Genomic DNA, 15066 nt, shown 5'->3' on the forward strand with positions numbered 1-15066 from the left:
GCGTAGTAGGTCTTCGACCTCTGCATGGCTTCGACGAAGAATCTTCCGATCACCATGTAGAGGCCGACCGCTACGAACGGTATGCCCCAGAGCACGAAGAATCCTGGGGCCGAGCCGGAACTGGCGACGCCAATCTCCCAGAAGATGGCAAAACCACACCACATGAGGCTGAATGGAATCGTGAAGACGTCGGAGCCGCGCAAAACGACTCCTTGACGCGGTCGACCCCACCAGAGGGCGTGCTCTCCAGGAGCAATCGCCTCACGAATTTCTTCCGGCAGTTCTGTCATAGGATTTCTATGTAAACGAGTAGCGGCGCCGAGTGATTGCCCGCCCGGCGATCGAGGCAAGCCTACCCGATAGCAGTCGCCGGCGACAGGCCGCACCTGGCCGGCTGGCGACTTTGGCTCTCAGCTCAGTGTCCCTCGCGCATCAGTTTCAACGCCATCGACCGGAATCCCATCGATCGTCCCTCGATACGAAACAGGTCGACGATCTCTCCAATATCGACAAAGCCTGAGCGCCGATACAGGCGGATCGCCGAATCGTTGGACGATAGAACCTGCAAGTCGATCCAGTCGAGAGCAGTCTGAGACGTTGCCCACTCGCGTGCATGCGCCAGAAGTCCGGCGCCGACACCCGTGCGGCGCCGCCCAGCGTCGACGCCCATGCCCAGAATGCAGCGATGGGACGTATGGGCTTCAGCTCGCGCGCGGAGATCAATATGGCCAATGATGCGGCCGTCGGCCAGGCGCGCAACCCAAGCACGTCGCCACCCAGGCTCGAACAGCGGCACGTCGAGTGCCTGCCGAAAGGCACGGGCGCGTTCGCCTTCGAAGCGCGAATCGGCTCTGGCCAGCGGCTGGAACAGTGGCATCCCGTCGCGGCCGTTGTCGGCGACATGATCGGCGAGGTAGGCTGCAAACGGATCAAAGGCATCCGAGTGCAGCGGCTCTATTGAGAACGTCAGGCTCATCGAGCGGAGTGTCTCATCCCAAAGTACGACATGGCGCGGCGCTATGCATGTCGAGTCCCTTCTGTCTGGAGGCATCGAAGTCGCTCAAGGTGTCACTCGAATGCAGACGCATCCGAAAGACAGGTCCTGGCCGATTGACGCCGGTCAGCGGCGTCACCAAACCCTCAGTACTTGACCGTGAAAGAGATTGCCCGTGACGAAGTCAGCCTCGTGAGAAGAAGTTCAGCCCTTGACCTGCGCGGAACCGCCAGGCCGCTTGAAAGAAGGGTTGGATGTCATGCGGACATTCTTCGCCCCAAAAAATACAGGAAGCATGTAGAAGATCGCTTCGTTCTTCCCCGGGCAGGTCGTCGAGCGCAAGCTCGCGCTGCCGGTGTTCTTGACCGACTTTCGCTTGTTCGGCGAGCCGGTGCGGCCAGGAAGCGCACCGCTGATGCGGCCCATCTGGTCCGCTGCTTCGCTGGAGCTTGAATCGCGCAGCATCGTGTCGTTCGACTTCGCCGCGTTGAACTATGCCGATCCGGCGCGCACGCGCTATCGGTACCGGCTCGAAGGGTTGGAGACGAGATGGAACGAGGCGGACAGCGCCCGGCGCAGTGCGACGTACACGATGCTGCCGACGGGCGACTACACGTTTCTGGTCCAGGCGCGCGGCGCCCGCGGAGACTGGAACGAAAGCGAGCTCGCGCTCAAGATCCGCGTTCCGCCGCCGTGGTATGCGACGTGGTCTTTCCGGATCCTTGTCGCCGCATTGCTGCTCACGACGCTCTGGCTCGCGTACCGCTTGCGCGTCCGCCAGTTGCACCGCCGATTCGCAATCGCACTCTATGCGCGGCTCGGCGAGCGTGCACGCATCGCGCGCGAGCTGCACGACACGCTGCTGCAGACCTATCAGGCGTCGCTGCTCTGGTTCCGTACGGCCCTCAACGCCCTGCCGGAGCGGCCGCTCGAAGCGAAACAGCGGCTCGAGCTCGCTCTCGATCGTGCAGAGTCGGCGATCGTCGAAGGGCGCCAAGCCGTGCAGGGCCTGCGCACCTCGACCGTCGAGGTCAATGACCTCGCCGAGGCGATCGCTGCGATCGGCGCCGACTTGACCAATGCCCATCCGGCGGCCAACGCGCCTGTCGCCAATGTCGCGGTCGACGGAGCGACGCGCAACTTGAACCCGCTCGTGCGCGAGGAGGCGTGGCGCATCGCCGGCGAGGCGCTGCGCAACAGCTTCCGACACGCCGACGCACGGCACATCACCGTCACGCTGCACTACGGCGTGCGGCAGTTCCGGCTGACGATCGTCGACGACGGCAAAGGCATCGACGCGGTGACGATCGCGGGCCAGCAGCCCGCCAGCCACTTCGGGTTGCCGGGCATGCGCGAGCGCGCCGGCATCATCGGTGGGCAGCTGGACGTCCGCAGCGCGATCGGGCGCGGCACCGAGGTGGAGCTCCGGGTGCCCGGACGCACCGCCTACGATGCGGCCGCGCACACTTGGCACTGGTGGGATGCAATCCGGCGCGAGCGCCCACCCGCGGAGAATGCCGACCGGTAGGGCATCAGCACCTGAGGCACGGATCAGTTCGTGCCGAGCGCGGGTTGCTGCTGAACGCGAAGCAGAGATCGAAGATGATCGCGTGGGCGAGCTGCCTCCTGTCAGCCGGGCACGGCCGGCTGCTTGAATGCATTTGGCCACAGCGGCCCGCTTGCCGCTTCGACGGCCCGGGAAATCTCCCCGCCCACCACCAACTCCCTGAGCGCTTCGATGTCCTCGCAGACCCAGCGGTCGCTGCCCAGCGACGCGGGTACGTGAGCCCGCACGGCTTGCCAGGCTGCTCTGCTTCCGGCACCAACGGGAAAGGCCGCCAGATCCCTCTCGGCCAGGTCCAACGCCTGTGTTGCCAGCAGCATTTCCACCGCAACCACCGTCTGCGCGTTCTGAACGACAGTGCGTGAGCGCCGGGCCGCAAAGCATGAATTGCTGATGTGATCTTCGGTGTTGCCCTTGGCCGGCAAGCTGGTCACGCTGGCGGGGCTGCAAAGCCCCATGTTCTCCAGAACCAGTGCGGTGCCCATGCTTTGGACACCAGCCAGGCCGGTGTTCACGCCGGCGCGCTCGGCGATGAGGCCGCCGGGCAAATCGAAGCTGCATGCGGGATCCACAAGCCGGGCACTGCGCCGATCGCAGATGGCGGCCAAGTCCGTGACAACCAGTGCCAGCAGGTCCATGGCCTGCGCGATGTACTGGCCATGAAAGTGGCCGCCCGACACGACCGCATAGCCGTCGCCTTCTCGAAAGATCAGTGGGTTGTCGGTTGCACTGTTCATCTCCGTCGCAAGGATCGTGTCGATGTAGTCGAGCGCATCGAGCACCGGACCATGAACCTGCGGCGCGCACCGCAAAGAGTAGGCGTCCTGGATGCGCGGCGCAATGGGCGGCGCATGGGGCGTTCCTGCCAACGTGGCGTCAAGCCCGGCTGCGCTGCGCAGGCGCACCTGCCGGGCGGGCTCGGTGCATCGCTGCGTGCCGTGCAACACGCCGCGCAGCGATGCGGCCACCGCGCGTTGCCCTGGATGCAAACGCGCCAGCATCACCCTGTCATCGAAACATGACAACTCTGCGCGCAACGCCTCCAGCGACAGGGCGAGCGAAATCGTTGCCTCGCCAAGCAGACAGCGGGCATCGTAGGCAGCCAAGGCCGCATAGGCGAGCGACGCCGTCGTGCCGTTGATGAGTGCCGTCGCGTCCTTGGCCTGGACATCGATCGTCGAGGGCAGGCCAGCTGCCCGGAAGGCATCTGCCGCCGGCATCACCTGTCCCTTGTATTCGACCTTGCTCCGGGGCAAACCCATCATGGCGCCACTCATCATCGCCAGGGGCGCCAGGTCGCCACTGGCGCCCACGCTGCCCTTGGTCGCCACCAGGGGCGTGATGCCGTGGTTGAGCATCGCCAGCAAACGGTCAACGATCTCCAACCGCACGCCCGAGTAGTTGCTTGCGAAAGCGTTGACGCGCAGTGCCATCATCGCTCGGACGACCTCCACGGGCATCGGTTCTCCCGTGCCGGCGGAAGCCGCACGGATCAGGTTGGTCTGGAATTCCACCACTTGATCCGCGTCGATTCGAACGCTCTTGAGTGCGCCGACACCGGTGTTGAACCCGTACATCAAAGGCGCGCTGTCGGTGAGCAGGCGACTGTCGATGTAATGCCTCGTTGCCTGGAGCAGGCTGCGCGACGTTGCTGCCAGCTGCACCGGAGCGTTGAACCGAGCGATGGCGATCAGGCCATGACTGTCCAGGTCGCCGCCATCAAGGACGACCAGATCTCGCGGCGTGCCCATCGTGCTCACTCCAACGGCGTCTTTGCGCCGTCCTTGTAGGAGTAGAGCGTGATCGCGGGCGCCTGCAGGTCGCCGGCTTCATCGAACCGGATTTCGGTCGTGACGCCCTTGAAGTTGGCTTCGACGATCCTCGGACCGAACTGGCGTGGATTGACCGAATTCGACCGCTTCATCGCATCCGCGATGACCAGGAAGCCGTCATAGGTGTACGGTGAAAACAGGATGTATTCCTTGGGAAACCGGGCGTCGTAGCGCTTCTTCCACTCCGCACCACCGGGCATGCTGGCCAGCGAGGCACCACCTTCGGCACAGACGACACGAGACAAGGCGGGAGCATTTCCGGCGAGCTCCGCGAGATGACTGGTGCAGAGGCCGTCGCCGCCCAGCAACCGCACGTCGCTCATGCCCAGCTGATGCATCTGGCGCAGCATGGGGCCAGCCTGGGCATCGCCGCCTCCGAAGAAGATCGCCTCCACGTTCTTGCCCTTGATTTTCGTCAAGATGGCTGAGAAGTCCGTCGCCTTGTCATTCGTGAACTCTTCGGCGACCACTTCGATGCCCGCAGCTTTGGCTCGCGCCCTGAATACGTCGGTTACACCCTGTCCATTGGCCGTGCGATCGTCGATCAGGGCGATGGTTTTGATCTTCAGGTTTCTGGCCGCGTAGGCTGCCACCCCCGCACCCAGCGCCTTGTCGCTTGCGAGCATGCGGAACGTGTTCTTGTAGCCCTGTTGCGTGAGTTTGGGATTGGTAGAGCCCGGACTCAGGAACGGAATCCCGCAATCCCGATAGACGCGGGATGCAGGGATGGCCGAACCGGAGTTTATGTGTCCGATGACTGCAGCGACGCCGGTATCGCAGAGCTTTTGCGCGGCGAGCGTTCCCTGGCGTGGGTCGCCGGCATCATCCTCCACCTCGAGTCGAAACTCGATGCGCTTGCCTGCGATGACCAACTTTCGAGCATTCAAATCGTCGATGGCCATGAATGCTGCATTGCGCGTGTCTTTGCCATAGTGGGCCATATTGCCCGAGGTGGGCCCCACGTGGCCCAGGCGTACGATTTCCACGGGTTGCCCTGTCGCATTCGCCATGCCGAAGAGAGATGCCAGAAGCGCTGGATATTTGACCTTCATGATGATGAATGGTTGGGTGGAGACGGAGGGTTGGCTGATTCCGTGCTTGCCGGCGGGCATTCCGTGAGGATGTTTCGGTTCTCGCGCCAGGCGCAGGGCCGCTGGCCACTATACGGGAGAGACCGTACCGCTGGTTATCGTGATCAGTGCTGCATATTGCAACGAAACTCTCCATGAGTTACTCGTTGTTGATGCGCAGCCGGCGGCATTTGAACCGGCGGCTCGGATCTCGATTGGCTTGCAGGAATATATTGAAATTGCAACCGTCCGTTATTCAGATTCGATCCGCTCAGAATCTGAAAGGCATGGACGGCTTTCGCCTTGCGAAGATTGCCGCGCACAGCGCCACGCAGCCAGGCTGCGCTCGCTGACCTCGCTATACCGGCCCAGGCGGCGGGCTGACGTGACCCGTCACCAGGGTGGTTCCGCCAGCGCGGACACAACGGTGCATCTTGTCGACATACCGTGCTCTTCGCGCCTCACATTGCATCGTTCCGTAGTGGTTCCCATCGAACCAGACGTCGTAGGCGTGATCCGGCAGCTCAACGTCGACGACGTCTCCCACCTTCCATGCAACGTACTTGGAAAGCGAGCCGAATCGCTGCTTGAGGTTGTCGATGACCGCGGCGGACTTGTCGACGACCGTCAGTTCGACATTGCATTCCATCAGCAGGACTTCGAGATCCGACCGGTTCTCCCCGCCGATGGCAATCACGGACAGGCTCKTCGGGCGAACCCCCAGGGAGCGGCCGTCCTTGCCGTCCTTGCGCATGGCCGTCGAGAGAGGTCCCCATCCTGGCGTGAAGGTGTGAGCGTGGGATCGCAGGAGGCTGGCTTTGGACTTCGGCAGCATGGCAGGCGTCAGGGGAACGTGAAGTTCAACGGAGCGACAGGGGCGGATGTGTCCACTGCCTGCGCTTTCGAGGTGCCGGAGGAGGTGGCCTCCACGCTGTAACGGCCTGCTGCGCCCGCGTCTGCGATGAAGTTCAGCAGCAGGGGGTCCGCGGCGTAGGGCGATGAGACCGGCGCACCGTTCGGCAACATCAGCTGGAAGCTGCCGTTGAGGCCGTCCACGATGCCGCTGCGGACCTCGACGGTGATGTTGCCGCCGAACGTCTGAAGGGCGCGAACCGTGGCCGATGCCGGCGTCACCGTTCCGGTCACCTGCCGGTCGGCGGGCGTGGAGATCGCAGGGGCGATCGGCAGCGCGGCACTGGCGACGTAGGTATACGCTGCCAGGGTCACAGGCACGCCTGTCGTCACCGCCGTCACATGCCCGGCGGCACTGACGACGAGGTCGTAGCTTCCGATGGGAACGGGGTACAGCACGAACTTTCCGGTCGTGTCCGGGGCGGTGGCCTTGACCACGATGCCGGCGCTTTGCACGGAGACTGTGGTGCCGGCGATCGCGAGGGACGGGTCGACGTAGCCGACCACCCGCTGTCCGGCATCGGACAACACCGTCGTCGCGGACAGGACAGGCTTCAGGTTGTAGCGGCCGGAGTTGCCGAGTCGAACGACGGACCTGCAGGCGTCGAAGTCGAGGGCGACGTCGACCACTTTCCCGGCGGGAACGTCCACGTCGAGGTTCAGCTTGAGCCCGGTCTGCTCGGCGCTCGGAGTCTCGAGCGCCGTCTCCTGGCCACCTGTCGGCACCACCGAATTGGCAAGCGGATGCGCCGCGTCGTTTGCCGCCAGCACCAGCCGAAGCTGGGTGTACCGGCCGGCCGGCAACGAGGTCTGGCCGAGGTCTTCCAGCACGCCGTTCGTGAGCGTCAGCAAGTCGATGCGACGGGCCGGCGACAGCACCACCTCCGACCAGCCCGCTTCGTCGTCACCCGCCGTCGGGCTCTTGTTCACCCGGACCCGCTCGATGGTGACATTCACAGAGTCGTACCCGCACGCCGGCGCATCGCCGATCGACACCCGCATCGTGCCCGCGTCCTGTCCCGTCCCGCCGATTCCGCCGCCGCCGCCACAGCCCGCGGCGATCAAGACGGATGCGACAAGGCTGGCGCCGGCGATTCTGAGTGTCTTCATGGTGTCGAACCTCGTTGCGTGTCGGGAGCCGCCAGCGGCTCCTCGAAGTAATAGATGCCCAGCCCGACGCGGGATCGCGGGACGGGTGGCTGCCCCGGCTCGTCGTCGGTGTCGTGTGCCGCGAGCCAGCTGTCCAGGGTCTCGAGCAGGGCTTGAGCCTTGGTGGCGCTGATCTTCCGGAACGCTCCCAGGTCGCGGGTCGGGATGCTGTCGTACATGACCTTGCGCTGATAGCGCGGGTCGGTCGAGCCGTGCTGGACGTTGTGGTCGATGGTGTCGATCAGATCGGAGGTGTCGCTCCCCAGGATGCTCAGTTTCTCCAGCACGCCGGCCTGGGGGACGTACGCGCGCTGCAAGGGCTCGATGAGGCCGTCCTCGCGCCGGCCGATCGCGCCGACGCGAAGCAGCTCATCGAGCACGGCCCGGGCAGGCATGTCGCCGCTGTGCCGCTTGACCAGCGTGGCAAAGCTGCGTTCGCCGTCGATGGCGACGGCCATGGGCTGGCCGGAGCCGTCGAGATAGTCCGGATCGCGAATCCATCCGGTGAGGACGCGGGCCGCGCGGTTGTACTCCTGCGCGGTGGTGGCGCTGTCAGGACCTTCGCTTTCCAGCAGGCGTTGCACATCCTTGCGAGACAGGCCCGTCAGGATCGATGCGCGGGAGATCGATGCCTTCTTGCCTGGCAGCGCGAACTCCTGGAGCGCCACCTCGACGTAGACGTGCTTTGCCAGCTCCTGGAAGGCTGCGAAGGGGATCGAATGGCGAAGCAGCAGCCGCACCAGGGGCCGCAGGACACGGGTGACGGCGCTGGCGACGGCGTTCTGCACGGCAGTCGTTGGATTCATATTTGGGATTTTTATCCCAAATCTTGTGGCCGTCAAACGAAATTCGCCTCCCGGGGCGGACCTCGCCCCATGAAGGAGTGAGCGGCCGTGGGTCGCGCGCTCAGGACAGCGGCGGCATCAGCACTTCGCCGTTCGGCCCCCAGTCCACGTGCGTGAGGCCCGGTTCTTCGGATTCGAGGCGCCGCCGCTCCGCCTCGAGCGCCGGCAGGCGGCCCTCCCGCACCCGCATGGCGTCGGCGAGCAGCGCCTCTTCCTTCGAGGCCTGCGCGTGCGCCAGCGCGGCCTTCACGCTGCCGACCAGTTCGTCGTCGCTCCACGGCTTGAGGATGTAGCGGAACACCTGGGCGTCATTGACGGCACGCACCAGCGTGGCGACGTCGGCGGAGCCGCTGACGATCATCGGCACCGCGCGTGGCTGCACCTCGCGCACCTCGCGCAGGAAGGCCACGCCGTCCTGCTGGGGCATGCGGAAATCGGACACCACCACGTCGAACGCATGCTCGCGCACGCGCGCCAGTGCGAGCCGGGTGTCGCTGAACAGCTCGACGCGGGCCAGGTCGCGCAAGGGCAGCCGCAGCACGCGTTGCAGGGCCGCGAGCACATGGGGTTCGTCGTCGACCAGCAGGATGGATGCTTTCATCAGGTTCTCCGGGAGGGCCGCACGCGCAGCTCGATGCGAATGCCTTCGCGTTGTTCATAGAGGCGGATGCGGCGGATGGTGTCGGCCGTCAGCACGTGGTCGGTCGCCAGCAGCACCGCGCCCTCGCGCGAGATCAGGTCGGCTGCCAGCACCATGCCGGGCTGCAGCGATTCCGTGGTCATCGACAGTGGCGCCGGCGGCTGCGGCGCGCTCGGCTGGTTGATGTGCAGGAAGACGTCCAGCACCTCGGGGTCGAACTGGCTGCCCCGGCCGTGCATCATCAGCGTTCGCACCTGCGCCGTCTTCAGCCCCGGCGCGCCCAGGTGGCCGTTCAGCAGGTCGTCGTAGGCGTCGGCCACCGCCAGGATGCGCGCGCCCAGCGGGATGTCGGCGCCGCAGCGGCCGTCGGGAAAGCCCTGGCCGTCGAAGCGCTCGTGGTGCGCGCGGATCAGCGTGGCCACCGGCTGCATGTCGTCCAGCGCCAGCAGCGACTGCTCGCCCAGGACGGGATGCTTGCGATAGGTCGCGAGCTCTTCGGCCGTCAGCTTGGGAATCGGCTTCGCGAGGACCTCGTCGGACAGTCCGATCAGGCCGATGTCGTGCAGCAGCGCCGCGACGAACACCGTCTGCGTGTCTTCGCCGTTGCAGCCCATCGCCTTGGCCAGCTGGCGCGTCGACTCGGCCATGCGGCGTCCGTGCCCCGTCAGCTGGCCGCCGCGCAGCTCGATCAGGTTGGAGAACACCYTGATCGAGGTCATGTAGTTGCGCTTGAGCTTGTCGTGCGCCTGCGTGACCTCGACGGTGCGTTCCTGCACGCGCCGCTCGAGCTGCGCGTTGAAGCCGCGCAGTTCCTCGTTCTGCGCATGCGTCAATGCCTCGAGGCGGGCCTTCTCGCGCTCCAGCCCCAGCCGCTCCAGCGCCTGCGCGACGGTGACCCGCAATTCGCCGTCGTCCCACGGCTTGTTGACGTAGCGGTAGATCTGGCCTTCGTTGATGGCGGCGATGGTCGAGTCGACGTCGGCATAGCCGGTCAGCAGGATGCGCATCGTGCCGGGCCAGCGCCGGCGGACCTGGCCCAGCAGCTGCGCACCGTCCATGCCGGGCATGCGCATGTCGGAGATGATCAGGTCGACCGGCTCGCTTTCCATCAGCGCCAGCGCCTCGCTCCCGCTGCCTGCGGTGACGACGCGGTACTGCGGGCCGCGCAGCGCGCGCTTCAGCGACGACAGGATGTTGGGCTCGTCGTCGACGCACAGGATGGTCCACGGGGCGGGCGCCGCCGGCACCGGCGCTTCGCCGGCGGGCGCGCACGGCGCGGTGTCGGGCAGGGCAGTGGCTTGCATCGCAGGTACCGGCTCAGTCCGCCAGCGCGGCCACGCGCTTGACCGGAACGCTGACGCGGAACGCGGTGCCGCGGCCGGGTTCGCTGTTCACCTCGATGCGCCCGCCGTGCTTCTTGACGATGCCGTAGGAGAGCGACAGGCCGAGCCCGGTGCCCTTGCCGACCGGCTTGGTGGTGAAGAACGGGTCGAAGATCCGCTTCAGGTTCTCGGCCGGGATGCCGCAGCCGTTGTCCGAGATGTCGACCCAGGCTTCGTCGCCCTGCGTGCCYGTCCTGATGGTGATCGTGCCGCGCTCGGCGCTGATGGCGTGCGCCGCGTTGACGAGCAGGTTCATGAACACCTGGTTCAGCTCGGACGGCAGGCACTCCACCTCGGGCAGTTCGCCGTACTGCTTGACGACGTCGGCCTTGTACTTGATCTCGTTGTTGACGATGTTGAGCGTCGAGTCGATGCCGGTGTGCAGGCTGACCCACTCCCATTCCTGGCGCGCGTCGACGCGCGAGAAGTCCTTCAGGTCCTGCACGATCTTGCGAACGCGCTGGATGCCGTCCTTGGACTCGGCCATCAGCGCCGGGATGTCGTCCTTCAGGTAGTCGAGCTCGATCTCCTCGCGCAGGCGCAGCAGCCGCGCCGCGACCGGGCTGCCGGCCAGCACGGGTTCGGCCTCTTCATACGCCTTGAGCATGTCGAACAGCTGCGCGAGGTATTTCTCCAACGTTCCGAAGTTCGAGAAGATGAATCCGATCGGGTTGTTGATCTCGTGCGCCACGCCGGCGGCCAGCTGGCCGATCGAGGCCAGCTTCTCCGACTGGACCAGCTTGTCCTGCGCGTCCGACAGCTTGCGGTTCAGTTCGGTGAGTTCCTCGTTGGCGCGCAGCAGCGCCTCGACCTGGGTAGGGGTGAGCTGGCTGGCAGCCACTTCATGTGCATCCATGGGTGTCTCCTAGACGGTCAGCGATTCGCGCACGCTGCGCGCCTGCCGCTCGGTTCGTTCGAAGGTGCGCTGGGCCTGCTGCGGCGTCAGGGCGATGCGCTGCCAGGCGTCCAGCGAGAGCGGCGGCACCATGTCTTCGTCCAGGCCCGACAGGTCGAGCGCATGGGTCATGTTGTCGGCCACGTGCACCAGGTCGGCCAGCGTCGCGCCGGTGTGCGCAGGCAGTTCGTGGTGGCAGCGGATCGCCTCGGCGATCGCCGGCGCGAAATGCCAGTGCTCGGCGATCAGGCCGCCGACCATGGCATGGTCGGTGTTCAGCATCAGCCGTTCCGCCTCGAGCGAGTGGATGTCGTGGCGGGCCGCCCAGTCGATGGTCTGGCTCAGCTCGAGCGGAAAGTAGGTGGCGAGCGCGAGGCGGCCGATGTCGTGCATCAGCCCGGCGGAGAAGGCCGCCTCGGCGTCCAGGCGCGTGGCGGCCGCCAGTTCCTGGGCGCAGAACGCGGTGGCCAGTGCATGGCGCCAGAAGCCGTCGAAGTCGAAACCGGTGCAGGCGGTGCGGTCGAAGCTGGAGATCACCACCGCGGTGGTCGCCACCGTCGCGACGGTGCGCAGTCCCAGGATGTTGATCGCATCGCGGATCGACGAGACGCGGCCGGTCACGCCGTAGAAGGACGAGTTGGCCAGGCGCAGCGTCTTGGCCGTCAGCGCCTGGTCGTGCGAGATCGTGGTCGCCAGCTCGTCGACGGCGACGTCTTCGCGCCGCAAGGCCGAGCGCAGCTCGACCACCGCCTGCGGCAGCGCCGGCAGCGTGCGCACCTTGGCGTGCACCGCATCGGGCTGGAGTGCGAGGTCCGGCGCCTTCATGCGTGCTCCTCGAGCCGGTACTGCTGGATCAGGTGGAACAGCGGGTGCAGGCGACCCTCCTGCAGCGACGCGCGAAACAGGTAGGCCAGGCGCTCGCGCACGTCGTCCGGACTCGCGATGCGCGGCGTGGCGGTGGGTGCGGCAGGACCGGCCGGCGGTTGGCCGGGGACCGTTGCCCCGTGGTGATCGTTCGACATGTCAGTTGTGCTCCCGTTCGAATTCGTTCGTGATGACGAGCAACCGGCCGCGCGAGGCGGTGTCGCTCATCGCGCGGCAGACGGCGCGGTAGGGCCGGCCGGCCAGCTGGAGGCGGTGATGGATGCCGTCGCCCAGCCGCAGGATGGCGGCCAGTTCGGCCGGCAGGGCGTCGTCGGCGTCGCTGCCGATCAGTGCCGGGACGTCGCACAGCAGGGCCTGCGCGTCGCGGTTGACGAAGGCGATCATGCCGTCGGCATCGATGCCGATGATGGGCGTCGGCACGTTCTCCAGCACGCCGCGCGCATTGGCGGCGCGGCTTTCCTCGAGGCTGGTCTGCTCGCGCTGGCGCGCCAGCAGTTCTTCCAGGCGCTGGTTGACGAGCGCCAGCTCGTGGTTGGCGCTGTGCACCTCGTGCGCCAGTCGCCGGTTCTCGTCGGCCAGGTCCTTCTGCCGGAACGCCTCGGCAACGTGGGCGCGCAGCCGTTCGTCGTCCCAGGGCTTGGTGAGGAACTTGTAGATCGCGCCTTCGTTCACCGCGTCGGTGATCGACTGCAGTTCGGTGTAGCCGGACAGCACCATGCGCACCGTGTCGGGGTACAGCTCCTTGGCGCGGCGCAGGAACTCGACCCCGGTCATCCCGGGCATGCGCTGGTCCGACACGATGACGTCGACGTTGACCTCGGCCAGGCGCTGCAGCCCTTCGGCGCCGCTGTTGGCGGTGACGATGTGGTAGCCGTCGCGGCGGAACAGGCGGCGCAGCGAGGACACGATGTTCTCCTCGTCGTCCACCAGCAGCAGCGTGCGCTTGCGCTGGCTGCGCGTCAGGAAGCGGTCCGGCAGCCGGTACTTCTCGCGCAGCATGCGCTCGATCTCGTCGGCCGGCACGGGCTCGCTGAAGAAGAAGCCCTGGATCATGTCGCAGCCGTTGGCGATCAGCAGGTTCAGCTGGCCTTCGGTCTCGACGCCCTCGGCGAGCACCTTCATCTGCAGGCCATGGGCCATCGTCAGCACGGCGCGCGTGATCGAGACGTCTTCCGGCGCCGCGGTCACGTCGTGCACGAACGAGCGGTCGATCTTCACGATGTCGATCGGCAGGGTCCGCAGCACGCCCAGGTTCGAGTAGCCGGTGCCGAAGTCGTCGAGCGAGATCTCGACGCCGATCGCCTTCAGCTCGCGCAGGATGCGCGACGCGTGCTCGACGTCGACCGTCAGCATGCTCTCGGTCACCTCGACCCCCAGGTGCGCCGGGTTGGCACCGGTCTCGAGCAGGATGGCGTGCAGGCGCTTGGCGATGTCGGGCTGCTGCAGCTGCAGCGGCGACAGGTTCACGTGCACGCGCAGCTCGGGCAGGCCGGCGCGGGCCCAGGCCGCCGCCTGCGTGCAGGCGCTGCGCAGCACCCATTCGCCGATCGGGATGATGAGCCCGGTCTGCTCGGCCACCGGGATGAACTCGACCGGCAGCACGTCGCCGAGCTCGCTGGAGTGCCAGCGGACCAGCGCCTCGACGCCGAGCAGCCGGCCGTCGGTGAGGTCGACCTGGGGCTGGTAGTGGAGTGTCAGTTCCTGGCGCCCGATGGCGCGGCGCAACGCGGATTCGAGCGTCATGCGGCGCACTGCATGCTCGTTCGCCTGCGGCGTGAAGAAGGCGATGCGGCTCGCGCCGCTGTCGGTGTGCAGGCGCGCCGTCTGGGCGCATTCGAGCAGGCGATGGGCGTTGTCGGCGTCGCCCGGGTAGGTCGCGATGCCCACCGAGCAGCTCAGGTACACCTCGGTCTTGCCGACGCTCTCGGGATGGCGCAGTCCGTCGAGGATGGCGCGCGCGCGTTCCAGCACCGCGTTCTCGTCGTCGGCGAGGGAGGGGTCCAGCAGCACCGCGAACTCGCCGCCGCCCAGGTGCGCGAGCGTCTCGTCGCTCTTGCACAGGCCCGACAGGCGGGCTGCGACGGCCATCGCGAGGGTGTCGCCGGCGCCGAAGCCCATCGTCTCCTCGACCTGATCGACCTGCGCGACGTTCAGCGACAGCAGCGTGAAGCGGCTGCCGTCCCATTGCGCCGCATGGGCCGCGGCGTCGACGCGGTCGAGCAGCAGCACGCGGTTGGGCAGGCCGGTCAGCTCGTCGTAGTTGGCGAGCTCCTGGATGCGGCCTTCGGCCTCGCGCTGCGCGGTGATGTCCTGCAGGATGATGACGCCGCGCAGCGATTCGCCATCGGTGCCGACGTCGACGATGCCACGGTGCAGCACCACCAGCCGGCTGCCGTCGGCGCGCAGCAGCCGGTGCTGGAATTCGAACGGATCGCCGGGGGCCGCACCGCGCCAGATCGACATCACGTAGCGGCGTTCGTCGCGCGGGAGCCAGCGCAGCGCGGCGGAGATCGACAGCGTTCCCGGTTCATGCGTCTCGCCCAGCAGCGCATAGGCGCCGGACGACAGCGTGGCGCGCCGGCACGCCAGGTCGATCTCCACCGAGCCGCTGCGGCACAGCAGCTCGGTCTGCGCCAGCATGCGCGCACGCCATTCGGACAGCTCGCGTGCGTGCTGGATCTCGCTGACGTCGCTGAGCGTCACCAGGTCGGCCTCGCGGCCTTCGAAGTCGATGCGGCGCCCGAACACGCGGGCGACGAACACGCTGCCGTCGGCGCGCACGCAGCGGATGTCGTAGGCCGTGCCGGCGACGCCGGCCATGCGCTGGCGGATGTGCTCGGCCACGCGGCCCACGTCCTGCGGGTGCACCACGGTGGTCGCGGCCATGCCGAGCAGCTG

Annotated in this window: 15 protein-coding genes; 1 reads left to right on the top strand and 14 read right to left on the bottom strand. The window is 66.7% G+C overall.

What is annotated here, in order from left to right:
• The 3 genes from AC1D15_RS05150 to AC1D15_RS05160 all read right to left on the bottom strand — a co-directional run.
• Positions 1-290: hypothetical protein (locus AC1D15_RS05150; protein ID WP_477825157.1), on the bottom strand; the 290-nt coding region annotated here is incomplete at its 3' end.
• A gap of 125 nt (positions 291-415) precedes the next feature.
• Positions 416-976: a GNAT family N-acetyltransferase gene (locus AC1D15_RS05155; RefSeq protein ID WP_477825158.1), complete on the bottom strand. Its 561-nt coding sequence runs from the start codon at positions 974-976 to the stop codon at positions 416-418.
• A gap of 222 nt (positions 977-1198) precedes the next feature.
• Positions 1199-1420 (bottom strand): hypothetical protein, encoded by a 222-nt coding sequence (locus AC1D15_RS05160; protein ID WP_465113737.1) that lies wholly within the window; start codon positions 1418-1420, stop codon positions 1199-1201.
• Between AC1D15_RS05160 and AC1D15_RS05165 the strand changes: the two genes are divergently transcribed.
• Entirely contained in the window at positions 1410-2522 is a 1113-nt protein-coding gene (locus AC1D15_RS05165; protein ID WP_477825159.1) for an ATP-binding protein, read from the top strand. The two genes, AC1D15_RS05160 and AC1D15_RS05165, sit on opposite strands and share 11 nt — an antisense overlap.
• Before the next feature lie 101 nt (positions 2523-2623).
• Here the strand turns inward: AC1D15_RS05165 and AC1D15_RS05170 are convergent, their stop codons facing one another.
• The 11 genes from AC1D15_RS05170 to AC1D15_RS05220 form a co-directional block, all read right to left on the bottom strand.
• Entirely contained in the window at positions 2624-4309 is a 1686-nt protein-coding gene (locus tag AC1D15_RS05170) for an HAL/PAL/TAL family ammonia-lyase (RefSeq protein WP_465113735.1), read from the bottom strand.
• A gap of 5 nt (positions 4310-4314) precedes the next feature.
• Positions 4315-5502, bottom strand: a complete 1188-nt coding sequence (locus AC1D15_RS05175) for a branched-chain amino acid ABC transporter substrate-binding protein (protein WP_477825160.1) — start codon at positions 5500-5502, stop codon at positions 4315-4317.
• A gap of 316 nt (positions 5503-5818) precedes the next feature.
• Entirely contained in the window at positions 5819-6295 is a 477-nt protein-coding gene (locus AC1D15_RS05180) for a class I SAM-dependent methyltransferase (RefSeq protein WP_477825161.1), read from the bottom strand.
• An 8-nt stretch (positions 6296-6303) separates the two neighbouring features.
• Entirely contained in the window at positions 6304-7482 is a 1179-nt protein-coding gene (locus AC1D15_RS05185; RefSeq protein ID WP_477825162.1) for a DUF4382 domain-containing protein, read from the bottom strand.
• Complete coding sequence (locus tag AC1D15_RS05190) at positions 7479-8309, bottom strand: DUF6502 family protein (protein ID WP_477825163.1); 831 nt, start codon at positions 8307-8309, stop codon at positions 7479-7481. The genes AC1D15_RS05185 and AC1D15_RS05190 overlap by 4 nt, the downstream gene beginning before the upstream one ends.
• A 118-nt stretch (positions 8310-8427) precedes the next feature.
• Positions 8428-8967 (bottom strand): response regulator, encoded by a 540-nt coding sequence (locus AC1D15_RS05195; RefSeq protein ID WP_047510570.1) that lies wholly within the window; start codon positions 8965-8967, stop codon positions 8428-8430.
• On the bottom strand, positions 8967-10310 hold the full coding sequence (gene nosR, locus AC1D15_RS05200; RefSeq protein WP_477825164.1) for a response regulator c-di-GMP phosphodiesterase, NosR family: 1344 nt from the start codon (positions 10308-10310) through the stop codon (positions 8967-8969). The genes AC1D15_RS05195 and nosR overlap by 1 nt, the downstream gene beginning before the upstream one ends.
• A 13-nt stretch (positions 10311-10323) precedes the next feature.
• Positions 10324-11244, bottom strand: a complete 921-nt coding sequence (locus AC1D15_RS05205; RefSeq protein ID WP_477825165.1) for an ATP-binding protein — start codon at positions 11242-11244, stop codon at positions 10324-10326.
• A gap of 9 nt (positions 11245-11253) precedes the next feature.
• A complete protein-coding gene (locus tag AC1D15_RS05210; protein ID WP_477825166.1) occupies positions 11254-12108 on the bottom strand; it encodes an HDOD domain-containing protein in 855 nt (284 codons plus the stop codon).
• Positions 12105-12305, bottom strand: coding sequence for a hypothetical protein (locus AC1D15_RS05215; protein WP_047510573.1), 201 nt, complete (start codon positions 12303-12305; stop codon positions 12105-12107). Before AC1D15_RS05215 ends, AC1D15_RS05210 begins: the two co-directional genes overlap by 4 nt.
• Position 12306: 1 nt before the next feature.
• Positions 12307-15066 (bottom strand): EAL domain-containing protein (locus tag AC1D15_RS05220; protein WP_477825167.1); only part of this gene is annotated, 2760 nt, incomplete at its 5' end.

The sequence above is a fragment of the Rhizobacter sp. P2_H2 genome, assembly GCF_056403375.1.